The organism is Blautia sp. AM23-13AC (assembly GCF_003435675.1).
GTDB classification, from domain to species: domain Bacteria; phylum Bacillota; class Clostridia; order Lachnospirales; family Lachnospiraceae; genus Fusicatenibacter; species Fusicatenibacter saccharivorans.
The window spans coordinates 166917-192711 of record NZ_QTUL01000002.1 but is presented as its reverse complement, the minus strand read 5'-3'; the positions used below and the strand labels follow the sequence as shown (position 1 = coordinate 192711).

Below are 25795 nucleotides of genomic sequence, written 5' to 3'. Positions count from 1 at the left end.
AGTATAGCCGAAAACAGATGGAAAAGCAAGAAACTTACCTTTCTATAGCGAAAATATAAAAAAGTATAAAAGTTTCATGAAATGTCAGAATTTGATTGATTTTAGCGAAAGAAAAGTTTATGCTACTAAAAAAGAAAGAAAATCAAGAAACAGGAGGGGATACAGATGAAGCAGGTGCAAAAACCGAAAAAACCCATAATTTTTTATTATGTAATTGCGCTGATCGTCATTCTGCTGTTAAATCTTCTGCTTTTCCCGAGACTTCTCGAGCCCAAAGTAACAGAAGTTGATTACGGAAAATTTTTGCAGATGGTAGATAACAACGAAATCAGCGAAGTCCAGATCCAGTCAAATGAGATTATTTTCAGCGACAAATCAAGCCCGGCGAATTATTATAAGACGGGTGTGATGAATGATTACAAGCTGGTAGATCGTTTATATGAGGCAGGTATTACCGAATTCGGAACGCCGATCATAGAGCAGATGTCGCCACTCATGGAATTTCTTTTAACATGGGTAATACCGATCGTTGTGATGGTTGCGCTCGGACAGTGGCTGATGAAACGCATGACGAGCAAGATGATGGGCGGCATGGGAAATGCGATGAGCTTTGGAAAGAGCAACGCCAAGGTTTATGTACAGTCCGAAACCGGCATTAAATTTGCAGATGTTGCCGGAGAGGATGAGGCAAAAGAAATTTTACAGGAGATTGTTGACTTCCTGCATAATCCCAAAAAATATGAAGAAATTGGTGCAAAAATGCCGAAAGGAGCACTGCTTGTCGGCCCTCCAGGAACCGGTAAAACGCTGCTTGCAAAGGCAGTAGCCGGTGAGGCAAACGTTCCGTTCTTCTCCATCTCCGGCTCCGAGTTCGTCGAGATGTTCGTCGGCATGGGAGCTGCGAAGGTGCGTGACCTGTTCCAGCAGGCAAATGAGAAAGCACCGTGTATCGTCTTTATCGATGAGATCGATACCGTCGGCAAAAAACGTGACGGCGGCGGATTCTCCGGAAACGACGAGCGTGAGCAGACCCTGAACCAGCTGCTTGCCGAGATGGATGGATTCGATGGAAAGAAAGGCGTTGTCATTCTGGCAGCGACGAACCGTCCGGATTCCCTGGACCCGGCACTTCTTCGTCCGGGCCGTTTCGACCGCCGTGTGCCGGTTGAACTGCCTGACTTAAAAGGCCGTGAGGAAATCCTGAAAGTCCATGCGAAAAACATCCGCGTGGGCGACAATGTCGATTACAATGCGATCGCACGTATGGCATCCGGTGCTTCTGGTGCAGAACTTGCCAATATGATCAACGAGGCAGCACTCCGTGCCGTCCGTGATGGAAGAAAATTCGTCACCCAGGCGGATCTGGAGGAGAGCGTTGAGGTTGTCATCGCCGGATACCAGAAGAAGAATAAGATCATGACCGACAAAGAGAAACTGATCGTTTCCTACCACGAGGTCGGCCATGCACTCGTCGCAGCACTGCAGAGCCATTCCGCTCCAGTTACGAAGATCACCATTATCCCGCGTACGTCCGGCGCCCTAGGCTATACGATGCAGGTGGATGAAGATGAGCATAATCTGATGAGCCGTGAAGAGCTGGAAAATAAAATTGCAACCCTGACCGGCGGCCGTGTGGCAGAGGATCTGGTGTTCCATTCCATCACGACAGGTGCTTCGAACGATATCGAGCAGGCAACGAAGGTGGCAAGAGCCATGATCACCCGCTTCGGTATGAACGAGGAATTTGGTATGGTTGCATTTGAGACGGTAACGAACCAGTACCTCGGCGGTGACACTTCCCTGGCATGCTCCGAATCGACAGCAGCACAGATTGATGAGAAGGTTGTTGCAGCAGTCAGAAAACAGTACGACAAAGCAGAGCAGCTCTTAAAAGATAACATGCCGAAACTCCACGAGCTGGCAAAATATCTGTATGAGAAAGAGACAATCACAGGTGATGAGTTTATGGAAATCCTGAATTTATCCCCGGATCAGCTCACGACAACGAGAATGGAAACAAACTAAAAAGCGATAAAAGCAGATGAGAATCCCGCGTTACTGTTCACCCAGCAGTGAAACACTTGCTGTTTCACTGCGTAAGAAAGTGATTCACGAATCCCGCGTTTCAAGGCGACTTCAGCCTTGCGCGGGATTCTTTCTTGTGCTATAATGCTGTAATGCGAAATTATGACACAAAAAGACAGATTTTTTTAAGATAGACCAAGAGAACATAAGGAGAAACGCAATGAAGAAAAAACAGGCATGGAAAGTGATGGGTGCTGTCCTTGCGGGCACACTGGTATTTTCCGATGCAGTTCCGCTCCGTGCCAGCGCATCGGCAGGAACGGAAAAAAGCGCAGTACAGAACGAAACTGTCTCCGGAACGGAGAACGGTACAGAGACAAAACGGGCAGCCGTTTATGTGAATCTGAAAACCGGCGATGATACGGCAGACGGTACAACGGCAGAGACAGCAGTAAAAACCGTGGAAAAAGCACAGGAGCTTCTTGCAGTTGCAGCGGCAGAACTGCAGGCGGACGGGAAAACAACCGAAAAAAACACTGCTGCAGATACCAGCAAAACGGCAGCGGAGGAAGCAGCAGAAAAATATCTGGTATTCGTCGGAATGGATGAAAAAGAGCTGGAAACGTATCGAAAGAAACAGCAGAAAACAGACTTCAGGGGAAGAGTAACAGATACCGTTTTTGCGGCAGATGAAATCGTGGTGACAGAAGCCGGATATGAGGCTGTTCTGGCAGCAGAAAAAGCAAAAGAAACGGTTTCGGAAACACCAACGCTTGCGCCAGGCGAGTCTCCGGCACCGGATGCGGCAGAAGATACCGTAACACCAACTCCGGGTCCGACGGAAACGCCGGATGCAGAGCCGACCGCAGAACCAACGGTGACCCCGGACGCAGAGCCGACCGTAACGCCGGCGGAGGAACCAACGGCAACTCCGACACCGGATGCGGACAACGGAGAAGATACAGGGGATACACCAACGGCAGCGCCGACACCGGATGCGGAACCGACCGTAACGCCGGAAGTAACTCCGACGACAGCACCGGGCGAGAATACCGATGACAGTGAAAATCCGGAGAATCCGGAAACTCCGGCAGAAGATCCAACCGTGACACCTGCCCCGGATGATACAGCAAAAGACGATCCTGCAGCAGATGATACAAACCAGGACGATACAAACCAGGATAACCAGAACGGAACGGGAAATGATGCATCATCGGACCAGTGGAAACAGGATGAAAATCTGGATGACCTTGTAAAAGATGAAATTCAGAAAGAAAACGAAACCGTAAAAAATTTCGATGAAATTTCCAATCCATCCGGTACGGACAGCACAGAAGACGGCTATCTGATCTCCAATGTCTCTCTTTTGATCCAGCCGGTGGCAGTAAGTCTGTCCAGAAGCCTTGTATCAGAGGAGCAGACGGAAACAGCAGAAGCTGAGACGGCGGACGAAGGCGAGCATGAACTGCTTGCAGCTGCAGAGCAGAAATCCAACCTGAGTGCAGGTGAAATGACAGCAAGTGCAGCCGATGACGTAAGTACGCTGCGTGCCGCAGGAACGATCCTTGTAGGACCGGACAACTACGGAACGAATAAGACATCCACTCCGACTCCGACAGCCACACCGTCGAAGAGCAGCAGTAACAACAGCTCTTCCAATTCCAATACCGGAAGCACAAAGATTCCGCAGAAGAAGACACAGACCACTGTAAGCATCCGCAGCATCCCGGTCAACACCGGCGATGAGACGATGGTGCTTCCGCTGGCGATCAGCTCCGCACTTTCTGCAGCCGTTATGTTCTGCATGGCATTCCTTCAGATGCAGGCGAAACGCGCAAAGAGCATGGCCGCATGGCTGGAATTCAAAAAGAATCATCCGTTTGACGAAAAATAAAGAAACAGGCATATCCGGAAAAGCCATTCCATACATTTACAGTATGGGAGGGCTTTTTCTTATGGAAGAAAAGAAAACATGGGCGGTGGGTGCGGGCAGCGGGATCAGCTGGCTGAAGGCTCTTCTCGTTTCCTATCTGATCTCGGTGCTTCTTCTTTTGCTGCTGTCTTTCCTGCTCTGGAAATTTTCCTGGAAGGAAAGCTGGGTGCAGGCGGGCATTGTGGTGATCTATCTGGCATCAAGCTTTTCCGGCGGAAGAATGGCAGGAAACATGGCGGGAAAACGGCGGTTTCTCTGGGGCATCTGCTTTGGAATCGTGTATTTTGCCATTCTGATCATCGTCTCCGCAGTCTTCCTGCCGGGCGGATTTGCCGGAGCCGGAAGACTTCTGTGGGCGGCAGCAGTCTGTGCCGTCGGCGGAATGGCAGGCGGAATGACGGCACACGGCAGATAAAAGCGGACAAAACAGAACATTTTTTCAAAAAACAGACTTTTAAATTTGAAAAACCTATGCTATAATGGGAAGAGCTAATGGCCGAAGACTATAAAAAAGTCGCGCGTCAACTACAATGAAGGAGGAATGTGCCATGAAACACATCAAAACTTTAAATACAAAAAGCTTACAGAACACTGTAAAAAAAGGTGGATGCGGTGAGTGCCAGACATCCTGCCAGTCCGCATGTAAGACTTCTTGCACCGTAGGCAACCAGAGCTGCGAGCATAAGTAAAAGTAATCCATAAGGACGAGTAAAAGGTGTTCCCAGAACCGGTTTCGCCGGATTTGGGAACATTCTTTTTGCCAGGCACATCAAAAAAAGAGAGAGTTATAGAAAGGAATACCACAGTGATACATTTATATAAAAGCAATGGCTTCAACATGGTGCTGGACGTCAACAGCGGCTCCGTCCATGTTGTGGATGACTGCGTATACGATGTCCTTTCCTGCATGAACGAAGGAAAAAATGCAGAAGAGGCAGCAGAGGCGCTTAGCAGTAAATATGCCGAGCAGGACATCACCGAAGCCAGAGAAGAAATTCAGGAACTTACAGATAACGGCATGCTCTTTACAAAAGACATTTACGAAAACGCAATTGATCAGTTTTCCAACCGTCCGACCGTCGTAAAAGCACTCTGCCTCCACATTGCACACGACTGCAACCTTGCCTGTCGTTACTGCTTCGCAGAAGAGGGCGAGTATCACGGAAGACGTGCACTGATGTCCCTGGAAGTCGGCAAAAAAGCGCTTGATTTCCTGATCGCAAACTCCGGCAGCAGAAGAAACCTCGAGGTAGATTTCTTCGGCGGTGAACCGCTGATGAACTGGGATGTTGTAAAACAGCTCGTAGCCTACGGAAGAGAACAGGAGAAGTTACATAACAAGAACTTCCGTTTCACCCTGACCACCAACGGTGTTCTCTTAAACGACGAGGTCATGGAGTTCTGCAATAAAGAGATGGGCAACGTCGTATTAAGTATCGACGGAAGAAAAGAAGTTCACGATCACATGCGTCCGTTCCGCAAAGGTGCCGGAAGCTACGATCTGATCGTGCCGAAATTCCAGAAATTCGCTGAGCTTCGTCATCAGGATAAATACTATGTGCGCGGAACCTTCACGCATTACAACACAGACTTTGCAGCTGATGTTCTCCATCTGGCAGACCTCGGCTTCAAGCAGATCTCGGTTGAGCCTGTTGTAGCGCCTCCGACCGAGGACTATGCGATCCGTGAGGAAGACCTTCCGGTGATCTTCGAACAGTACGACATTCTGGCAAGAGAGATGATCAAGAGAGAAAAAGAGGGAAGAGGCTTCAATTTCTTCCACTTTATGATCGATCTGACCGGCGGACCATGTGTTTATAAACGTCTTTCCGGCTGCGGTTCCGGAACCGAGTACCTTGCGGTAACACCGTGGGGCGATTTCTATCCGTGCCACCAGTTCGTAGGACAGGAAGATTTCTGCCTCGGAAATGTTTACGAAGGCGTGAAAAAGACAGAAACTGTCAACGAATTCAAAAAATGCAACGTTTATTCCAAGAAGGAGTGCAGCCAGTGCTTTGCACGGTTCTACTGCAGCGGCGGATGCGCGGCAAACTCCTACAATTTCACAGGTAAGATCAACGATGTTTACGAGATCGGATGCAAGATGCAGCAGAAACGGATCGAGTGTGCATTGATGATAAAGGCAGCTCTGGCCGAAGATTAAAGAAAAGAGGAAAATCGCGACATGATGAAGAAGAAACAGAGTATCATCGCACTCGTCCTGGCAGCCATTGTAACAGTGCTTCTTGGATGGACGATGATCAAAGGATGGGGTCCTACCGGAACCGGTTCGATGAAGAACATCAACCTGGGTCTGGATCTGTCCGGCGGTGTCAGCATTACCTATCAGGCCGTAAAGGACAACCCGACAGACGAAGAAATGTCAGATACCCGCTACAAGCTGGAACAGCGTGCGCAGCAGTACAGCGAAGAGGCACAGGTATATCTGCAGGGCGACAACCGTATCACCATTGAAATCCCGGGTGCAACCGATGCAACCACCATTCTGGAAGAGATGGGTAAACCGGGAAGCCTGTATTTCATCAAACAGACCAACGATGACGGAACAGAAAACTACACCTACGACAGCTCGACCGGCGAGTACGTTCTGAACGGAAAAACTATCGAAGAGCTCGAGGAGGACGGCTCCGTCGTTCTGACCGGTAAAGATGTGGAGAGCGCAGAAGCCATGCATCAGCAGAACTCCACCACAAAAGCAACCGAGAGCGTCGTTCAGCTGAAAATGACCGACGAAGGAAAACAGAAATTTGCAGACGCAACCCAGGAAGCCTACAGCGCAGGAAAGAGCATCGGTATCTACTATGATGAAAAATTCGTCAGTGTACCGAGTGTAAACGCTGTGATTTCCGATGGTACTGCAGTCATCTCCGGCGGAAACATGGACTGGGATGAAGCAACCAGCCTGGCATCCACCCTCCGTATCGGTTCCCTTTCCCTGAAACTTGAGGAGATCAACTCCAGCGTCGTTGGAGCACAGCTTGGATCTGCAGCTGTTTCCACCAGCGTAAAAGCGGGAGCGATCGGCATTGTACTGATTATCCTTTTCCTTGCAATCGTATATCGCCTGCCTGGTATTGCTGCCGGATGGGCACTGCTCATCTATGTTGAGCTGAATCTGATTGCTTTAAATGCATTTGACCTGACATTGACCCTGCCTGGTATCGCAGGTGTTATCCTGTCGATCGGTATGGCGGTCGATGCGAACGTTATCATTTATGCCCGTATCGAGGAGGAGATCGGTGCCGGAAAGACGGTTCATGCGGCAATCCGCGACGGATTCAAGAAGGCAGCTTCTGCCATCCTGGACGGAAACGTGACGACCCTGATTGCAGCAGCTGTTCTGTATGCGCTTGCGAGCGGAAGTGTCCGCGGATTCGCCATGACACTTGCTCTTGGTATTGTTCTTTCCATGTTCAGCGCCATGGTTGTTTCCAGACTGCTGGTCAACAGCCTGTACGGTATGGGACTGAAGGATGCGAAATACTACGGAACCAAGAAAGAGCGCAAGGGATTTCCATTTGTGGAAAAGAGAAAGATCTTCTTCACGATCTCCTGCATTCTGCTGCTTGCCGTTCCGGCCAGCATGATTTTCATGCATCAGACAAAGGGAAGCGCACTGAACTTCGGCCTTGACTTCAAGGGCGGTACTTCCATCAACGTTCCGTTCAACGAGGATTACTCCATCGAAGAGCTGGACAAAGAGGTAGAGCCGGTTGTGGAAGGCGTGACAAAAGATTCCAATATTCAGATGACAAAGGTTGTCGGAGGCAACAATGTCATCATCAAAACACGTTCTCTGACTCTGGAAGAGCGTGAGCAGGTTTACCAGGCAATGGCAGACAATTTCGGTGTCGATACTTCTGAAATCACTTTCGACAACATTTCTTCTACTGTAAGTAAAGAAATGAGCCAGAATGCGATGAAAGCAGTTATCATCGCTGTAGTCTGCATGCTGTTGTACATCTGGATCCGTTTCCGCGACATCCGTTTCGCATCGAGTGCCATCCTTGCACTGATGCACGATATCGCCATTGTATTCGGATTCTATGTGGTATCCCGTATTTCGGTCGGCAGCACCTTTATCGCGTGTATGCTGACGATCCTCGGCTATTCCATCAACAGTACGATCGTCATCTTTGACCGTATCCGTGAGAATCTGCCGGAGTTAAAGAGAGAGCCGATCGAGTCCCTGGTTGACCGCTGCATCACGGACACCCTGACCCGAAGCATTTACAGTTCCCTCACCACCTTTATCACCATCTTTGTTCTGTTCGTGATGGGAGTTTCTTCCATCCGCGACTTTGCAGCACCTTTGATGGTTGGTATCGTATGCGGAGCTTACACTTCTGTCTGCATCACAGGTGCCCTGTGGTATGTGATGAAGCACGTTGGAAAAAACAAATATGTGCCGTCCAAAGCAGTACAGAATAAGACAAAAAATAAATAAAAGCAGCAAAAACCATAAAAAGAGAAACGCCGGACCGGAAAAGTCCGGCGTTTCCTGCTAACAGGAAAGAGGAGAACATATGAAGAAAGAACGCTGGGTAGTTTCGGCAAAACGCGCCGATTTCCAGGCAATTGCGGACCGGTTCGGCATCGATCCCGTCATCGCCCGCCTGATCCGGAACCGGGATGTGACCGGGGAGAAAGAGATCGAAGAGTATCTCTTCGGTGATCTGGAGCAGCTCCACGATCCGCTGCTGATGAAGGATATGGAGCGCGCGGCAGATCTGATCGCAGAAAAAATCCGGGAGAAAAAGCCGATCCGCATCATCGGGGACTACGACATCGACGGTGTTACGGCAACGTATATTCTGCTGACCGGATTAAAAGATCTCGGTGCCGATGCGGATGTGCGTATCCCGGACCGGATTGCAGACGGATACGGCTTAAATGAGCATCTTGTGCAGTTTGCCGCGGATGAGGGGCGGGACACGATCGTCACCTGTGACAACGGCATCGCGGCGGGCAGTCAGATCCGTCTGGCAAAAGAGCTTGGCATGACGGTTGTTGTGACGGACCACCACGAGGTTCCGTTTGAGGAGGATGAAAACGGAGAACGCCGCTACATCCTGCCGCCGGCGGACGCGGTTGTCAATCCGAAACAGAAAGACTGTTCCTATCCGTTTCCGGGCCTCTGCGGTGCGGCCGTCGCATGGAAACTGATCCAGACGATGGAGGCAAAAGCAGGTATTCCAAAGGAGCACAGCTTCCGCTTTCTGGAATTTGTCGCCATTGCGACGATCGGTGATGTGATGGATCTGCAGGGAGAAAACCGGATTTTTGTAAAAGCCGGCCTTCGGGCGCTCCATAAAACGCAGAACCTCGGCCTGCAGGAGCTGATCCGTGTGCAGGGCATCGAGGCGGAAAACGTGACACCGTATCACATCGGCTTCGTTCTCGGCCCGTGCATCAACGCATCGGGACGGCTTGACACGGCGGAGCATTCGTTAAAACTGCTCTGCGCAAAGACACGTGAGGAGGCCGCAAAGCTTGCCGGGGACTTGAAAGACCTGAATGAAAGCCGCAAAGAGCTGACGCGCCAGGGTGAGGCGAAAGCAATCGAGCTCGTGGAAACCTCCCCGCTGCAGAACGACAAAGTCCTCGTCGTCTATCTGCCGGACTGCCACGAGAGCCTTGCCGGAATCATCGCAGGTCGCCTGCGGGAGCACTTCCACAAACCATCCTTCGTACTCACCAGAAGTGAGGAGGGCGTCAAGGGCTCCGGCCGCTCGATCGAAGCGTATTCGATGTATGAGGAGCTCTGCAAATGCAAAGAACTGATGACGAAATTCGGCGGCCACCCGATGGCTGCGGGCCTTTCCCTCGCAGGAGAGGAGATGATCGAACCGTTCCGCCGGGCACTGAACGATAATTCCACGCTGACGGAAGAGGATTTCGTCGAAAAAGTTGTGATCGATGTGCCGATGCCGATCACCTACATCACCAAAAATCTGATCCGCCAGTTAAGTCTCTTGGAGCCGTTCGGAAAAGGCAACACGAAACCGCTGTTCGCACAGAAAGGACTGACTGTATTAAATTACCGCATTTTTGGAAAGAATAGAAACGTGGTGAAAGTACAGCTTGCCGATGCGGGCGGATATCAGATGGATGGTGTCTATTTCGGCGAGGGAGAAGCGTTCGCCGCATACGTGGATGCACATCCGACCCTCTCGGTAGCGTACTATCCGTCGATCGATACGTGGAACGGACGCGACAAATTACAGATCAATATCCAGAGTTATTTTTAAAGATGCAGAAAAGCCGCAAATACCTGATTTTTCTGCCCTGTTTTCTATCGGAAACAAAATTGACGCAGAAGAATATTGATGCTATACTGTAAGGTGAATTGTCAAACCTTGACGAAACGGAGGAATATTTTATGAAAAAAGTAGAGGATTACGTAAGAAGTATTCCGGATTTCCCGGAACCGGGTATTATTTTCAGAGATGTAACGAGTATCCTGCAGGACGCAGACGGACTGCAGCTTGCCATAGATGAGATGCAGCATTTTGTAGAAGAAGTAGACTGTGATGTAATCTGCGGAACCGAGTCCCGCGGCTTCATTTTCGGTATGCCGATTGCTTACAATCTGCACAAACCGTTCGTGCCGATCCGTAAAAAAGGAAAACTTCCTCTGGAGACCATCGAGGAGAGCTATGACCTGGAGTACGGCAGCGCAACGATCGAGATGCACAAAGACTCCATCAAACCGGGCCAGAAGGTAGTCATCATCGACGACCTGATTGCAACCGGCGGTACCGTGGAGGCTTGTGCAAAAATGATCGAGCGCCTCGGCGGCGAAGTAACCAGAATCGTGTTCCTGATGGAGCTTGCCGGCTTAAAAGGACGCGAAAAACTGGCAAAATATGATGTAAAATCTGTCATCCGTTACGATGGCAAATAACGTATCCAACGAAACGCAGGGGTTAATCATGAGAGCGGAGGATACATATGGAAGAAGAGAAAAGAATCAGTGAAGAAGAATTAAAGAAGGATGTGGCGGCGGCAGAAGCCAGAATCCGCAAGACGGACGATTTTACAAGTCCGGAGGAATTATACGGGGAATTGATCGCTTCTGTGAAAAAATATCATCCATCGGACGATATTTCCCTGATCGAAAAAGCATACCGCGTGGCAGCGGATGCACATAAGGACCAGAAAAGAAAGAGCGGGGAACCGTACATCATCCATCCGCTCTGTGTGGCAATTATCCTGGCAGATCTGGAGCTCGACAAGGAGTCGATCGCGGCAGGCCTTCTGCACGACGTTGTCGAAGATACCGTCATGACCGAAGAAGAGCTGACCGAGGAGTTCGGCCCGGAGGTGTCCCTGATTGTAAGCGGTGTCACGAAGCTGGCACAGCTGAAATATTCTGCGGATAAGGTCGAGGAGCAGGCAGAAAACCTGAGAAAGATGTTCCTTGCGATGGCAAAGGATATCCGTGTTATTCTGGTAAAACTGGCGGACCGTCTGCACAACATGCGGACCGCACAGTACTGGTCGCCGGAGACGCAGAAGAAAAAAGCGCGTGAGACGATGGATATTTATGCCCCGATCGCACAGCGCCTCGGTATTTCCAAGATCAAGGTCGAACTCGATGACCTTTCTCTGAAATATCTGGAGCCGGATGCGTACTATGAACTGGTGCAGAAGGTCAGCATGAAGCGGGAGCAGCGGCAGGAGTTTGTCGATGCGATCGTAAAAGAGGTGACCCGTCATATCCACCAGGCCGGCATTGAGGCAGATGTCAACGGACGAATCAAGCACTTTTTCAGCATCTACAAAAAGATGGTCAACCAGCACAAGACGCTGGATCAGATCTATGACCTCTTTGCGGTCCGCATCATCGTGGAATCCGTCAAAGACTGCTATGCAGCGCTCGGTGTCATCCATGAAATGTACACGCCGATCCCGGGCCGTTTCAAAGATTACATTGCGATGCCGAAGCCAAACCGTTACCAGTCCCTGCATACAACCCTGATCGGACCGAACGGACAGCCGTTTGAGATTCAGATCCGTACTTATGAGATGCACCGGATTGCAGAATACGGTATCGCTGCACACTGGAAATACAAAGAGGCCTCCGACGGCAAGAAACCGGGACCGGAGCAGGAAGAGGAAAAACTGACCTGGCTGCGCCAGATTCTGGAGTGGCAGCAGGACATGGCGGACAACCATGAGTTCATGAACCTCTTAAAGAGCGATCTCGACCTGTTTGCCGACAATGTTTACTGTTTCAGCCCGGCGGGCGATGTCAAAACGCTTCCGGTCGGCTCCTGTGCCATCGACTTTGCTTATTCCGTCCACAGTGCGGTCGGCAACAAGATGGTCGGAGCGAGGGTCAACGGAAAACTCGTGCCGATCGAGACGGAACTTCACAACGGAGACCGCGTCGAGATCATCACCTCGCAGAACTCCAAGGGACCGAGCCGCGACTGGCTGAAAATTGCGAAGAGTTCCCAGGCAAAGAGCCGCATTAACCAGTGGTTCCGCCAGCAGAACAAGACGGACAACATCGTCAAAGGCAAGGAAATGCTCACCAGCTATGCAAAGCTGAAGGGCAAAAACCTTGGAATCTATACGAAACCGATGTACGAAGAGGCTGTCATGAGAAAGTACGGCTTCCGCGACTGGGATTCCGTTCTTGCGGCCATCGGCCACGGCGGCTTAAAAGAGGGCCAGGTCCTCAACAAGCTGATTGAGACGTACGAAAAGCAGCATAAAAAAGAGATCACCGACGAGCAGGTGCTCGAGGCGGCATCCGGAGAGAAAGTTCTGCCGGTTGGAAAGAGCAAGGGCGGCATCGTCGTGCGCGGTATCCACGATGTGGCAGTTCGCTTCTCCAAATGCTGCAATCCGATCCCGGGCGATGAGATCGTGGGCTTTGTCACAAGAGGACGCGGCGTGACCATTCACCGCACCGACTGTGTCAATGTCCTGAATCTGCCGGAATCTGAGCGGGTGCGCCTCATTGATGCTGAATGGCAGGCAGAGGACAACGGCGGCTCTCTCTATACCGTGGAGATCAGCGTTTACGCAAACAACCGTACCGGTCTTCTGGTGGATATCTCCAAGATCTTTACCGAGCGGAAGATCGACCTTGCGGCGATGAACGTGAGAACGAGCAAGCAGGGAACGGCTTCCATCGATGTGACGTTCGACGTGCACAACAACGAAGAGCTGAACAGCATCATCGAGAAGGTGCGCCAGGTGGAGAGCGTGATTGATATTCAGAGATCGAGAGGATAAAAAGGAGAAAAGCGTATGATAAAGGTAAATTACCGGGCACTTGGAATGCTCTCGACAAACTGCTACGTTGTGGAAAATCCGGACAGCCAGAAGGTGCTGATCGTGGACCCGGGCGATTCGCCGCTGGAGATTGCACGCCAGATCGACGAGATTGACGGCGACCCGGAGGCTATTTTGCTGACTCATGGCCATTTCGACCATATGCTGGCAGCGGATGCGTTGCGGAAAAAGTACCATATCCCGGTCTATGTCCATGAAAAAGAGCAGCACCTGCTGGGGGATCCAAAGGAAAATCTTTCCGGGCTCTGGAGCAAACCGTACACGATGCAGGCGGACAAAACCGTAAAAGAGGGCGATGTGCTGCATCTCGCAGATTTTGAAATCCACGTTCTTGCGACACCGGGGCACACGGCAGGCGGTGTCTGCTACTATATTCCGGCAGAGAAAACACTTTTTTCCGGTGATACGCTGTTCTGCGAGTCCTACGGAAGATACGACTTCCCGACATCCTCCGGCAGAGAGCTGACCGCGTCGGTCAAGCGCCTGTTAAAAGAGCTTCCCGGGGATGTGACCGTGTATCCGGGCCACAACGATGAAACTACGATTGAACATGAAAAGAGGTACAATCCCCTTGCTTAATATCAGCCTTTGTTTTAACAGAAAAGATTTTGAATACGATGTGTATTCCCTGATCAAGGCATTCTATCCGGGCTGTGAGATTACCTCATGGTACGAAGAGGATGGGGCGCTGGACGGGGAATTTGCATATTATGATACGATCACATACGAGGCGGATCAGATCTGTTTTTCGATTGCAGACGAGAAACATGAGACGCTCGCTTCGCAGTGTGAGGCGGTGGAATATGAAAAAGACCGCCATGAAACGAAAAATGTCCTGAAACGGATGGTATACCGCACGCTTTCCGAAGTGAGCGGCAAAGAACTTCCATGGGGCGATCTCACCGGCATCCGTCCGACGAAAATTCCGATGAAGATGCTTGAAGAGGGTAAAAAAAATGTAGAGATTGCGAAATACATGCGCGAAACTTACTACACCAGCCCGGAAAAGACGGCACTTGCGATCACGATTGCCAACCGGGAAAAGGACATTTTAAAGACGATCGACTACGAACACGGTTACAGCCTGTACATCGGCATCCCGTTCTGTCCGAGCATCTGCCTGTACTGTTCCTTCGGCTCCCATGTGTTAAGCCGCTGGGAGCATATGGTAGATCCGTATCTCGATGCACTGATCAAAGAACTGATCTTTATCAGTGAGAACATGAAGGATTACACCCTTGATACGATCTACATCGGAGGCGGTACGCCGACCACGCTGAATGCGGCACAGATGGAGCGCCTGCTCACGAAAGTGACAGAGCTCTTCCCGATGGAGCAGGTGCAGGAGTTCACCGTGGAGGCAGGACGGCCGGATACGATCAATGAGGAGGTCTTAAAAGCCATCCGCAAATTCCCGGTCACCCGTATTTCGATCAATCCACAGACCATGAACCAGGAAACGCTGGATCTGATCGGACGCCACCATACCGTGGAGGAGATCGAGGAGAAGTTCCGTATGGCGCGTTCCCTTGGATTTGACAACATCAACATGGATCTGATCGTCGGTCTGCCGGGCGAGGACAAGGAAAAAGTGGCGCATACGTTGGAAAAAGTGGAAGCGCTGAATCCGGATTCCCTGACCGTCCATTCCCTTGCGTTAAAGCGTGCAACGAGACTCAACCTGTTCAAAGACAAATATCAGGAAATCTCGTTTGAAAACTCTGCCGAGATCATGAAAATGACGATGGACAGCGCACACCGCATGGAGATGGGACCGTATTACATGTACCGCCAGAAAAATATGGCGGGTAACTTTGAGAATGTCGGCTACTCCCGCGAAGGAAAAGCAGGTATCTACAACATCCTCATTATGGAGGAAAAACAGTCCATTCTGGCCGCGGGAGCCGGAGCGTCCACGAAATTCGTGTTTGAACACGGAGAGCGCATTGAGCGGGTGGAGAACGTGAAGGATCTGAAAAACTACGTGGAGCGTATCGATGAAATGATCGAGAGAAAACGTATCGGAATGGAGAAGTATCTGCCAAAATGAAAGAAAATTCCAGTCAGCAGCTTCACATGCTGCGCTATACCCTGACCGAGCAGCTCATCCATGGCATGGAAGTGAGCAATTTAGCTTACGATCTTGCGCGGGAACTTGGGTATGAGAAAGAAATCTGCTATGAGCTTGCAAAAGCGGGCGTTCTCCACGATATCGGAAAGATTGTACTGGAGAATTACGTAGAAGAACAGGATACGCTCGTCGTTGAGGAGATGCGCTTTGTGCGGACCCATTCCACACTGGGCTATGAACTCCTGCAGGGACGCGGCTACTCCGATTTTGTGCTGGAGAGTATTCTGTATCACCATGAAAATTATGACGGAACCGGGTATCCGGCCAATCTGGCGGGAGAAAAGATTCCGTTTGGGGCGCGTATCTTACGCATCTGTGATGTGTACTGCGCGCTGACCTCCGACCGCCCGTACCGGAGTGCGTTTACGCGGGAACAGGCGATGGAGCTTATGACAGAAGAAGTCAAAAATTTCGATCTGAAAATGTTCCTGGCATTTCAGAGAGTGATCCACAGCGGCAGCCGGAAAGCGATCGAGCTTTCTGATGTCGATGAATTGATCCGGGAAATCATAAAGGAGAAAACAGAAAATGGCATTAAAAAAGAAACCGGTTACCGGAATGAAAGATATTTTACCGAAAGAAATGGCAATCCGTGACTACGTGATCCGTCTGATCAAGGAAACTTACGGAACCTTCGGCTTTACCTCCATGGAGACCCCATGCGTGGAGCACATCGAAAACCTGAACAGCAAACAGGGCGGCGAGAATGAGAAACTGATTTTCAAGATCTTAAAAAGAGGAGAGAAGCTGAAACTTGAGACAGCTGAGAAGGAAAACGACCTTGTGGACAGCGGCCTTCGTTACGACCTGACCGTTCCGCTCTGCCGTTATTATTCCAACAACGCAAACGAGCTACCATCCCCGTTCAAAGCACTTCAGATGGGAAATGTATGGCGTGCCGACCGTCCGCAGAGAGGAAGATACCGCCAGTTCATGCAGTGCGATATCGATATCCTCGGCGAGCCGACCAACCTCGCAGAGATTGAGCTGATCCTTGCTACCACCACACTGCTTGGAAAACTGGACTTCAAGAACTTTACGATCCGTATCAATGACCGCCGCATCTTAAAAGCAATGGCAGCCTACAGCGGATTCCCGGAGGAGTCCTATGACACCGTATTTATTATCCTCGATAAGATGGATAAAATCGGTTTTGAGGGCGTTGCCAAAGAGCTCGAGGAAGCCGGCTTTGCAAAAGAGTCCGTAGAGAAATACCTGAAAATGTTCGAGGAGATCACCCCGGATACCGCAGGCGTAGAGTACTGCCGTGAGAAACTCGAGGGATTCCTTGACAAAGAGTACGCAGACGGCCTGAAGATCATCATCGACAGTGTCAATGCCGTGAAGACCGCAGAATTCAAGATCGCTTTCGATCCGACTCTGGTGCGCGGAATGTCCTACTATACCGGACCGATCTTCGAGATCGCTATGGATGAGTACGGCGGATCTGTCGGAGGCGGCGGACGCTACGATGAAATGATCGGAAAATTCACCGGAAACCAGACCTGCGCATGCGGATTCTCCATCGGATTTGAGCGTATCGTTATGCTTCTGCTTGAGAGAGATTACCAGATCCCGGGCGCGCAGAAGAAAAAAGCGTACCTGATCGAGAAAAACATGCCGGCAGAGGGAATGCAGAAGATCATTCAGCAGGCGACAAAAGAGAGAAGTGAAGGCACGGCCATCAACATCGCCGTGATGAAAAAGAACAAGAAATTCCAGAAAGAGCAGCTTGCCAGCGAGGGCTACACTGAGATCGAAGAATTTTTTGTTGACAAAATGTAAGGAATATCCAATAATAGTAATCGCATGAAAAAACGATGTGCTGCGGATGCAGATTCTTTGTGTCCGCAGTTCCAAATAGGAGGAACAAGAAAATGGCTGAATCCATGAAAGGCCTGAAGAGAACCTGCCGCTGTGCGGAAGTCACAAAAGCAGATATCGGAAAAAAAGTAACCCTGATGGGCTGGGTACAGAAGAGCCGTAATAAAGGCGGAATTATTTTCGTCGATCTGCGTGACAGAAGCGGTATTATGCAGATTATCTTTGAGAACGGCCCGATCAGTGAGGAAGGTTTTGAGAAAGCAGCAAAACTGCGCAGCGAGTTCGTCATTGCCGTAGAAGGTGAAGTTATGGCCCGCTCCGGTGCTGTCAATGAAAATCTGGCAACAGGAGAGCTCGAAGTAAAGGCTGAGTCCTTACGCATTCTTTCCGAGGCAGAAACCCCGCCGTTCCCGATCGAGGAGGATTCCAAGACGAGAGAAGAGCTCCGTCTGAAATACCGTTACCTGGATCTGCGCCGCCCGGACATCCAGAGAAACCTGATTATGAGAAGCAAGGTGGCAATGCTCACCCGTGAGTTCATGTCAAAAGAAGGTTTCCTTGAGATTGAAACCCCGATGCTGACGAAATCCACACCGGAAGGCGCCAGAGACTATCTGGTACCGAGCCGTGTTCATCCGGGCAGCTTCTATGCACTGCCGCAGTCTCCGCAGCTGTTCAAACAGCTTCTGATGTGCTCCGGCTATGACCGCTATATCCAGATTGTAAAATGTTTCCGTGACGAGGACCTGCGTGCTGACCGTCAGCCGGAGTTCACCCAGATCGATATGGAGCTTGCTTTCGTTGATGTAGATGATGTTATCGATGTCAATGAGAGACTGCTGGCACACCTGTTCAAAGAGGTGCTCGGCGTTGAGGTACAGCTCCCGATCCAGAGAATGACCTGGAAAGAGGCTATGAACCGTTTCGGTTCCGACAAACCGGACCTGCGTTTCGGTATGGAGCTGGTTGATGTTTCCGAGACCGTAAAAGATACCGAGTTCGTTGTATTTAAGGGCGCACTTGAAAACGGCGGTTCTGTCCGCGGTATTAACGCAAAGGGACAGGGCGCAATGCCGAGAAAGAAAATCGACAAGCTCGTTGAGTTTGCGAAAGGTTACGGTGCAAAAGGTCTTGCATACATTGCAATCCATGAGGATGGAAGCTGGAAATCTTCCTTCTCCAAATTTATGACAGAGGAGCAGATGGAAGCCCTCATCAAAGCCATGGACGGACAGGCTGGAGACCTTCTTCTCTTCGCAGCAGACCGCAACAAGATTGTTTGGAACGTTCTTGGCGCACTTCGTCTGGAACTGGCAGAGCAGATGGGACTTCTCGACAAGAACGAATACCGTTTCGTATGGATTACCGAGTTCCCGCTTCTGGAGTGGTCCGATGAGGAGAACCGTTTCACCGCAATGCATCACCCGTTCACCATGCCGATGGACGAGGATCTGCCGCTTCTGGATACCGATCCGGGCGCAGTTCGTGCAAAAGCTTACGATATCGTCCTGAACGGCACTGAGATCGGAGGAGGAAGCGTTCGTATTCACCAGAACGATGTGCAGGAGAAGATGTTTGAGATGCTTGGTTTCACAAAGGAACAGGCACATGAGCGATTTGGTTTCCTTCTGGATGCTTTCAAATACGGAGTTCCGCCTCACGCCGGACTGGCTTACGGACTGGACCGTCTCGTTATGCTGATGGCAAAAGAGGACAGCATCCGCGACGTCATCGCATTCCCGAAGGTAAAAGATGCTTCCTGTCTGATGACCGAGGCTCCGTCACCGGTTGACGCAGCACAGCTGGAAGAGCTTGGTCTTGAGGTTGAGCCGCAGGCTGAGGAAGAGACAACAGAAGAGTAAAGAAAATTTTGTGATTTACAGGACAGACAATTTTGCAGAAGTGCAGCGTTGTCTGTCCTTTTTTAGGTTTCACTCGATCGGTGTAAAGAAAAACTTAAGAAATTCTTCCACGTCTTCCCCGTTGTTTTGCTGGAAAAAAGTGCTACAATATGGTTTGTAAGAAAGATACGGAAACATCCACAGCAAGTGGAACACATAGAGAAAAAGACAAGGAGGGATCACGATGTTAGTTACATTAGTCATGCTGGCAACCTGTTTTGGTCTGCTCTGCGGAATTGGAATTTTATTTGGGATCGTCGGACTGCTGCTGAAATTTGGAGGAAAAGTCCTCGGCGCATGCGCCACTATTCTTCTCCCGATCGGCGTGATCTGGCTTGGATTTAAAATCGTGTTCGCCGTCGTTCCGCTTCTGTTCAAACTGGTCTGTGCAGCGCTGATCTGTTATCTCGTATACCGCATTCTGCGGGAGATGAAACTTGTAGCATAAAAAATAAAATCTAACAGATTCGAAAGAAAACCTGCTTTCCGTCATAAACACGGAGGCAGGTTTTTAATGACAAAAACAAAAATCTATTTTCAGAAAAAGCCAGTATTTGCTAAAAAAAGAGTAAGGAAAAAGTAAGAAAACAAAAAACAAAATGTGATACGATAGAACTAACTTGGGAAAGCAGAAAATTAATTTGTAAAATAGAAAAGTGGGAGGAAGCATATGAAGAAAAAAGTAATCGCGATTGTGTGTGCAGTCGCAGTGCTGGCGGCAGCCGGAGGGGGAGTGACATGGCATTTCCTTGGAAACGGTACAAAAGAGGACGATAACGTCGTCTATGTCAATACTGTAAAAGCCCTGACCAATCTGGGAACTGGAAATGGAATGGAAAACCGCTATGCCGGTGTTGTGGAGTCGGAAAATACCTGGAAAGTAGAGAAAAACAGCGAGAAAAAGGTAAAGGAAGTTTATGTGGAAGTCGGTCAGGAGGTTCAGGTCGGAACACCGCTGTTCTCCTACGATACCGAGAAATTCCAGAGTGACCTCGAGCAGGCGCAGCTGGATCTGGAACGCATAAACAATGAACTTTCAAGTATGAATACCAATATCAACCAGCTTTACAAAGACAAAAAGCAGGCATCAAAAGACCAGCAGGCAAGCATCACACTGGAAATTCAGGAAGCGGAGCTGGATTTAAAGAAAAAAGAATATGAAGGAAAATCAAAACAGGCGGAGATTGATAAATTAAACGATAACATCACCAATGCGACCGTGATCAGTGAAATCGCCGGTGTCGTAAAATCAATCAACAACGATGACAGCAGCGCCGGCGCTTACTCCGGTGACAGCTCCGACAATTCCTTCCTGACTGTTCTTGCAACGGGAAATTTCCGTGTAAAAGGCCAGATCAATGAACAGAATATGAGCGACGGTTCGATTACGGAAGGAAGCCAGGTGATCGTGCATTCTCGTGTAGATGAGAATCAGACCTGGACCGGAACCGTGACAAAGATTGATCGGGAAAATGCAAAGACCGGCAATAACAACATGTACAGCAGTTCCGGCGATGGCATGACACAGTCAAGCTCCTATCCGTTCTATGTACAGCTTGCCGGAACGAATGGTCTGATGCTCGGCCAGCACGTTTACGTAGAGCCGGATGTCGGCCAGCAGGAAGTCAAAACAGGAATCTGGCTGTCTGACTCCTTTATCAACGATGTCGACAGCAATCCTTACGTCTGGGCCGATAATGGAAAAGGCAAACTGGAAAAACGAAGCGTAACGCTTGGAACGTACGATGAAAACATGATGGAATATCAGATCACCGACGGCCTTGCAGAAGATGATGCAATCACCTTCCCGGAGGACGGTCTGGAAGAAGGGATGAAGACCGTAGTCAGCACCGACGGATCACTGGGACAGAGCAATCCGGCCGGCGGCGAGGATGACGGTATGCTTGACAACGACGATGGAATGGTCGACGACGGTATGAAGCAGGATGAAAACGGCATGGTTGACAATACCATGGACGGCGCAGAGTACAGCGGTGAGGAAGATACAACGAACGTGATCGGCGGCGCCGACAATGGTGATGCAGAGCCGGCAGACACACAGGAAGCCGGATCAGCAGATGACGGGGAGGTGCAGCCGTGATTCTGGAATTAGAGAATATCTGTAAAGAATATATGCAGGGCAAAATCCCGGTTCCGGTTCTGAAAAACATCAACTTCTCCATGGAAGAAGGCGAGTACGTTGCGATCATGGGTCCTTCCGGTTCCGGAAAAACAACACTGATGAATATTGTCGGCTGCCTCGACCAGGCGACGAGCGGACGGTTGATCCTCGACGGACAGGACATCAGCAAATGCAGTGACAATCAGATGTCGGACATCCGCCTGCAGAAAATCGGCTTTGTCTTCCAGAACTTCCAACTCCTTGCAAGACAGAGCGCAATGGAAAATGTATGCCTGCCGTTGACGTACGCGGGCGTGCCGAAAAAAGAGAGAAGAGAGCGGGCAGCGATTGCCCTCGAGCGGGTGGGGCTCAGCGATCGTATGAGTTTCAAACCGACCCAGCTCTCCGGCGGACAGAAACAGCGTGTGGCGATTGCAAGAGCGATCGTCAACCATCCGAAAATTCTGCTGGCTGATGAGCCGACCGGAGCGCTCGACTCCCATTCCGGCGAGCAGGTCATGGAGCTGTTCCAGAGCCTGAACGACGAGGGCGTCAGCATCTTGATGATTACGCATGACGCGGAGATCGCATCAATGGCACAGCGCACCGTGGAGATCCGCGACGGAATGATGAAATCGAAGGAGGTGGCCGAAACATGAAAAAAGGAAAAGCCGCAAAGAAAGCCGTGATTGCAGTTGTGACCGCAGTTGCCGTGGGCGGTGTCAGTGTCGGCGGTTATTACGGCATCCGCCAGGCGCAGAAGACGACCGTAAAAGTGTATCCGGTCAGTGACTTTACGAGTGGTTACTGGGAAGACAGCATGAATATGGAAGGCCAGATCACCTCGACGGCTTCCCAGAACATCTATCTTTCCGACAGCCAGACCATTTCCCAGGTTCTCGTCAAAGAGGGCGATGTGGTAAATGCCGGAGACACGCTGATGACATACGATACCAGCATGATCGAGCTGGATCTGGAAACGCAGCAGTTACAGCTTGCACAGACAAAGCTGAAAATCCAGCAGAGTGAAAAAGAACTGGAAAAGCTGAAAAAGACAAAACCGGTAGCGGATACGCCGCTGGATCCGGTGGAGCCGGATTTCCCGGATTTTCCAGATGAACCCATCGATCCGGATTTCCCGGACGAACCGATTCCGACCCCAGAACCGGAGCCGACGTACGAGGATGCTGTTCTGTACAGCAGTACGAATAAGCTTGTATTTGGTTCCAAACCATACAAAGGAGAAGGAACGCAGGAAGACCCATACACCTATCTCTGCGCACCGGGGACAGTCCTGACAGGCGGATTCCTGAATCAGATGGCAGGATACGCGGATGAAAAGGGAACGAAAAAAGAAGAGGACAGCGAAGGATACTGGTTTCGCCTGGAGATTCATGAGGAAAACAAAGCCGCAGAGGCGCTGGAAACCGTGTGGGAGCAGGATGGAACGAAGATTGCGAAAGCATACGAGACTTCGTATGAAGCAGTCCTGAGTCTGAAAGAATCCGAATCGGCGGATGCACCGGAAATAAAAATTACCACGCCGATTGCAAACACAGAGGTTGCAGAGGGCGGCGAGCTGAAGCTGAAAATCGGAATCAATGAGAAGAAAGATACCGAAGAGAAGCCGGATGAGAAAGCCGACGATAAAACGGATGATAGAACCGAGAGTCCGTCCGAGGACGATGTGACACAGCCGGGTGAAGCCGGAAATGGAAGCGGTGAGGCAGACGATTCCACGGAAAACACCGAAACGGATGTCACTTACACATACGTCTGGAAACACAACGGAAAGACAATCGACGGAGATTTTAAGGATACTTACACAAAAGAAAACATCACAAAAGAGGATGCCGGAATCTATATAGTAGAAGTGACAGCGAAAAATGACAAGGGTACTTCCATGGCAGTCAGCACTGCAAATGTGGCGGTAAAAGAAGGAACGATTACCCCGACACCAAGTGTAACTCCGACCCCGAGCGTTACGCCGGGACCGAGTGTAACTCCAGAGCCGACCGTCAGCCCGGAACCAAGTACAACACCGATTCCGACCACAGAGCCGGTTCCAACAGAAACTCCGGTGCCGAGCGAGACCCCAGTTCCGACGGAAACGCCGACGCCGACCGAAGCCCCGGCAGAACCGGAAGCGGAACCGCAGAGCGAAGATGCACCGGAAGCAGTGCAGACGACAGCAAAAACCGTATTCTACGGTGAAAAAGCATCGGTACAGTCCCTCTTTACATCATCCACAGGAAGCAGCGCAAATAACAATACTTCTTCCGGTGATGATACCCAGATGACCTACACAAAAGATGAGTTGAAAAAAGCCATCAGCAAAAAAGAAAGCCAGATCCGTGATCTGAAGCTGGATCAGAAGGAAGAGGAACTCAAAGTCAAAAATACGCAGAAATCCCTGGATTCCCAGACCGTAAAAGCGACGATCAGCGGTATCGTAAAAAAAGTCGGAAATGCAGAAAAGCCATCCAATGACGGAAGCGCGTTTATCCAGGTCAGCGGAAATGAAGGCCTGTATGTGCGCGGTTATCTGAGCGAGATGTATCTCGATCAGATCAAAGCGGGAGATAAGCTTAACGTAACTTCATGGTCTTCCGGTGCATTTGCGGTCGCAACCGTAACCGAAATTTCACCGTATCCGGCAACAAGTTACATGTCTTACAGCGAGACACCGGCATCCTTCTATCCCTTCACAGCGGTCATACAGGAAGGCGGGGAAGGCTTTGAAAACGGTGACTGGATTAAAATTGCAATGACCGTTGGCGCCGATGTGGAAAACGGCAATGGACTGTACGTCAGCAAAGAATTCATTCGCGAGGAGAACGGGCAGAAATTTGTTTATATCCGGGATGAGAAGGATAAATTAAAGAAACAGGATGTTGTAACCGGAAAACTTCTGTGGGGCAGCTATTACGAAGTAAAGAGCGGCCTTTCCGAAGAAGATTACATTGCATTCCCATACGGTAAAACGGTAGTGGAAGGCGCAGACACGAAGGAATCCAGCTCATCGGATTATTATAACAGTTAAGGAGGCGCATCATGTTAGAAAATGTAAGACTATCCTTTCAGGGAATCTGGTCACACAAAATGCGTTCCTTTCTGACTATGCTGGGTATTATCATCGGAATTGCATCAATCATCTCCATTGTTTCCACAATCAAGGGAACGAATGAGCAGATCAAACAGAACCTGATCGGAGCCGGAAATAACAATGTGACTGTACGGTTAAAACAGGGGGATGGTGATTACTGGATGGATGGTGGGCTGCCAAGTGGCGTATCAAAGCTGTCCGCCGACCAGAAAAAGCGGATCCGCGAACAGGAACAGGTAGAGAATGCCTCATTTTATACCGAAAGAACGTATGTGAGCGGTATTGCGAAAGGAAATACAACACTGGACAGTGCAAAGGCACTTGGTGTGGATGAAAATTATTTATCCACATGTGGATACCAGATTTACCAGGGACGTGGCTTTGTGGAGAGTGACTTTTCGAAGATTCACAAAGTTGTCCTGCTTGACGATACTGCGGTGCTGACGCTGTTTCCAGATGAATCACCGGTCGGAAAAACGATTGAAATCATGGGTGAGCCGTTTACTGTTGTCGGTGTGATCAAAAAATCCGATTCCTTTCAGCCGGTCATCAATTCCAGGGAGGATTACAATACGTACAATCAGGAATCCTACCCGCTGGTGCTGATGCCGGATGTATGCTGGCCGATCGTATTTCAGTATGATGAGCCGGAAAATGCCGTTGTAATGGCGCAAACGACCGAGGATATGAGTACAGTTGGAAAAACAACCGCAGAGATCATGAACGAGGCTGTTACCAATACATCGGACTCTCTGGCGTATAAAGCGGAGGATCTGCTGGAAAAAGCGAAGAGTCTGCAGGAATTAGGTCAGAGCACGAACCAGCAGCTGATCTGGATCGCAAGCATTTCACTTCTTGTCGGCGGTATCGGTGTTATGAACATTATGCTGGTATCTGTAACGGAGCGTACGAGTGAAATCGGTCTGAAAAAAGCAATTGGAGCGAGAAAACGCAGAATTCTGTTCCAGTTCCTGACGGAGGCGGCGGTGCTTACCAGCATCGGCGGACTGCTCGGTGTACTGGGCGGCATCATCATGGCGCAGGTGATCTCGAGAGTATCACAGACGCCTGTGGCAATCAGCATTCCGGCAATCATTTTCTCCGTGGTCTTCTCCATGGTGATCGGTATCGTATTCGGACTGCTGCCGTCGGTAAAAGCAGCGAACCTGAATCCGATCGATGCGCTGCGAAGAGAATAGAACAAAAAAGAGTTGAAAAATCCGTGCGGGTACAGCGTAGGTGCTGGATCCGTGCGGATTTTTTGTGCGGCGTGTGCGGATGAAACTTAAGATCTTTACTTTTTGCGGAAAGTCGGTTATACTGGAAAATAAGCGCAATTTGCGGCGCAGCAAAGAGGCATTCGAGTTTCGGATTCGGTATGTTTATGAAAATATAAGAAAGATTCAAAGACATTTCACAT

General features: G+C 50.0%; 19 protein-coding genes. All 19 read left to right on the top strand.

Annotation, left to right across the window (positions count from 1 at the left end; genetic code table 11):
• Positions 1–165: 165 nt before the first annotated feature.
• The 19 genes from ftsH to DW642_RS03215 all read left to right on the top strand — a co-directional run bounded on the left by ftsH (position 166) and on the right by DW642_RS03215 (position 25574).
• Entirely contained in the window at positions 166–2025 is a 1860-nt protein-coding gene (ftsH, locus tag DW642_RS03300; protein ID WP_117509257.1) for an ATP-dependent zinc metalloprotease FtsH, read from the top strand.
• A gap of 220 nt (positions 2026–2245) precedes the next feature.
• On the top strand, positions 2246–3919 hold the full coding sequence (locus DW642_RS15800; protein ID WP_158554963.1) for a hypothetical protein: 1674 nt from the start codon (positions 2246–2248) through the stop codon (positions 3917–3919).
• Between the two features lie 61 nt (positions 3920–3980).
• Positions 3981–4373, top strand: coding sequence for a TIGR04086 family membrane protein (locus tag DW642_RS15795; RefSeq protein WP_158554962.1), 393 nt, complete (start codon positions 3981–3983; stop codon positions 4371–4373).
• Positions 4374–4506: 133 nt separating this feature from the next.
• Positions 4507–4647, top strand: a complete 141-nt coding sequence (scfA, locus tag DW642_RS03290; protein ID WP_022461131.1) for a six-cysteine ranthipeptide SCIFF — start codon at positions 4507–4509, stop codon at positions 4645–4647.
• A gap of 116 nt (positions 4648–4763) precedes the next feature.
• On the top strand, positions 4764–6122 hold the full coding sequence (gene scfB / locus DW642_RS03285) for a thioether cross-link-forming SCIFF peptide maturase (protein WP_117509255.1): 1359 nt from the start codon (positions 4764–4766) through the stop codon (positions 6120–6122).
• A gap of 24 nt (positions 6123–6146) precedes the next feature.
• Positions 6147–8426, top strand: coding sequence for a protein translocase subunit SecD (secD, locus tag DW642_RS03280; protein ID WP_117509424.1), 2280 nt, complete (start codon positions 6147–6149; stop codon positions 8424–8426).
• 79 nt (positions 8427–8505) lie between these two features.
• A complete protein-coding gene (gene recJ, locus DW642_RS03275) occupies positions 8506–10230 on the top strand; it encodes a single-stranded-DNA-specific exonuclease RecJ (RefSeq protein WP_117509254.1) in 1725 nt (574 codons plus the stop codon).
• 131 nt (positions 10231–10361) lie between these two features.
• On the top strand, positions 10362–10886 hold the full coding sequence (locus DW642_RS03270; protein ID WP_117509253.1) for an adenine phosphoribosyltransferase: 525 nt from the start codon (positions 10362–10364) through the stop codon (positions 10884–10886).
• 47 nt (positions 10887–10933) lie between these two features.
• A complete protein-coding gene (locus tag DW642_RS03265; protein ID WP_117509252.1) occupies positions 10934–13231 on the top strand; it encodes a RelA/SpoT family protein in 2298 nt (765 codons plus the stop codon).
• Between the two features lie 15 nt (positions 13232–13246).
• The gene (locus tag DW642_RS03260; RefSeq protein ID WP_117509251.1) at positions 13247–13870 is read left to right on the top strand and encodes an MBL fold metallo-hydrolase; all 624 of its coding nucleotides are present in this window, start codon (positions 13247–13249) and stop codon (positions 13868–13870) included.
• On the top strand, positions 13842–15341 hold the full coding sequence (gene hemZ / locus DW642_RS03255; protein WP_117509250.1) for a coproporphyrinogen dehydrogenase HemZ: 1500 nt from the start codon (positions 13842–13844) through the stop codon (positions 15339–15341). Before DW642_RS03260 ends, hemZ begins: the two co-directional genes overlap by 29 nt.
• Complete coding sequence (locus DW642_RS03250; RefSeq protein ID WP_117509249.1) at positions 15338–16018, top strand: HD-GYP domain-containing protein; 681 nt, start codon at positions 15338–15340, stop codon at positions 16016–16018. The genes hemZ and DW642_RS03250 overlap by 4 nt, the downstream gene beginning before the upstream one ends.
• The gene (gene hisS / locus DW642_RS03245; protein ID WP_117509248.1) at positions 15951–17207 is read left to right on the top strand and encodes a histidine--tRNA ligase; all 1257 of its coding nucleotides are present in this window, start codon (positions 15951–15953) and stop codon (positions 17205–17207) included. The genes DW642_RS03250 and hisS overlap by 68 nt, the downstream gene beginning before the upstream one ends.
• A 92-nt stretch (positions 17208–17299) precedes the next feature.
• Complete coding sequence (aspS, locus tag DW642_RS03240; RefSeq protein ID WP_022461141.1) at positions 17300–19108, top strand: aspartate--tRNA ligase; 1809 nt, start codon at positions 17300–17302, stop codon at positions 19106–19108.
• Positions 19109–19331: 223 nt separating this feature from the next.
• Entirely contained in the window at positions 19332–19595 is a 264-nt protein-coding gene (locus DW642_RS03235) for a hypothetical protein (RefSeq protein WP_022461142.1), read from the top strand.
• Positions 19596–19817: 222 nt separating this feature from the next.
• Positions 19818–21248: an efflux RND transporter periplasmic adaptor subunit gene (locus tag DW642_RS03230; protein WP_117509247.1), complete on the top strand. Its 1431-nt coding sequence runs from the start codon at positions 19818–19820 to the stop codon at positions 21246–21248.
• A complete protein-coding gene (locus tag DW642_RS03225; protein ID WP_117509246.1) occupies positions 21245–21928 on the top strand; it encodes an ABC transporter ATP-binding protein in 684 nt (227 codons plus the stop codon). Before DW642_RS03230 ends, DW642_RS03225 begins: the two co-directional genes overlap by 4 nt.
• On the top strand, positions 21925–24312 hold the full coding sequence (locus tag DW642_RS03220; RefSeq protein ID WP_117509245.1) for an efflux RND transporter periplasmic adaptor subunit: 2388 nt from the start codon (positions 21925–21927) through the stop codon (positions 24310–24312). Before DW642_RS03225 ends, DW642_RS03220 begins: the two co-directional genes overlap by 4 nt.
• A gap of 11 nt (positions 24313–24323) precedes the next feature.
• Positions 24324–25574 (top strand): ABC transporter permease, encoded by a 1251-nt coding sequence (locus DW642_RS03215; RefSeq protein ID WP_117509244.1) that lies wholly within the window; start codon positions 24324–24326, stop codon positions 25572–25574.
• The last annotated feature ends 221 nt before the right edge of the window (positions 25575–25795 follow it).

Excerpts from the sequence above, each read along its gene's own strand:
- DW642_RS03260 (WP_117509251.1), top strand. The coding sequence starts at position 13,247 with ATGATAAAGGTAAATTACCGGGCACTTGGAATGCTCTCGACAAACTGC.
- secD (WP_117509424.1), top strand. The coding sequence starts at position 6,147 with ATGAAGAAGAAACAGAGTATCATCGCACTCGTCCTGGCAGCCATTGTA.
- DW642_RS03250 (WP_117509249.1), top strand. The coding sequence starts at position 15,338 with ATGAAAGAAAATTCCAGTCAGCAGCTTCACATGCTGCGCTATACCCTG.
- hemZ (WP_117509250.1), top strand. The coding sequence starts at position 13,842 with ATGAAAAGAGGTACAATCCCCTTGCTTAATATCAGCCTTTGTTTTAAC.
- DW642_RS15795 (WP_158554962.1), top strand. The coding sequence starts at position 3,981 with ATGGAAGAAAAGAAAACATGGGCGGTGGGTGCGGGCAGCGGGATCAGC.
- DW642_RS03215 (WP_117509244.1), top strand. The coding sequence starts at position 24,324 with ATGTTAGAAAATGTAAGACTATCCTTTCAGGGAATCTGGTCACACAAA.
- DW642_RS03265 (WP_117509252.1), top strand. The coding sequence starts at position 10,934 with ATGGAAGAAGAGAAAAGAATCAGTGAAGAAGAATTAAAGAAGGATGTG.
- DW642_RS03270 (WP_117509253.1), top strand. The coding sequence starts at position 10,362 with ATGAAAAAAGTAGAGGATTACGTAAGAAGTATTCCGGATTTCCCGGAA.
- scfA (WP_022461131.1), top strand. The coding sequence starts at position 4,507 with ATGAAACACATCAAAACTTTAAATACAAAAAGCTTACAGAACACTGTA.
- DW642_RS03230 (WP_117509247.1), top strand. The coding sequence starts at position 19,818 with ATGAAGAAAAAAGTAATCGCGATTGTGTGTGCAGTCGCAGTGCTGGCG.
- ftsH (WP_117509257.1), top strand. The coding sequence starts at position 166 with ATGAAGCAGGTGCAAAAACCGAAAAAACCCATAATTTTTTATTATGTA.
- hisS (WP_117509248.1), top strand. The coding sequence starts at position 15,951 with ATGGCATTAAAAAAGAAACCGGTTACCGGAATGAAAGATATTTTACCG.
- recJ (WP_117509254.1), top strand. The coding sequence starts at position 8,506 with ATGAAGAAAGAACGCTGGGTAGTTTCGGCAAAACGCGCCGATTTCCAG.
- DW642_RS15800 (WP_158554963.1), top strand. The coding sequence starts at position 2,246 with ATGAAGAAAAAACAGGCATGGAAAGTGATGGGTGCTGTCCTTGCGGGC.
- DW642_RS03220 (WP_117509245.1), top strand. The coding sequence starts at position 21,925 with ATGAAAAAAGGAAAAGCCGCAAAGAAAGCCGTGATTGCAGTTGTGACC.
- aspS (WP_022461141.1), top strand. The coding sequence starts at position 17,300 with ATGGCTGAATCCATGAAAGGCCTGAAGAGAACCTGCCGCTGTGCGGAA.
- DW642_RS03235 (WP_022461142.1), top strand. The coding sequence starts at position 19,332 with ATGTTAGTTACATTAGTCATGCTGGCAACCTGTTTTGGTCTGCTCTGC.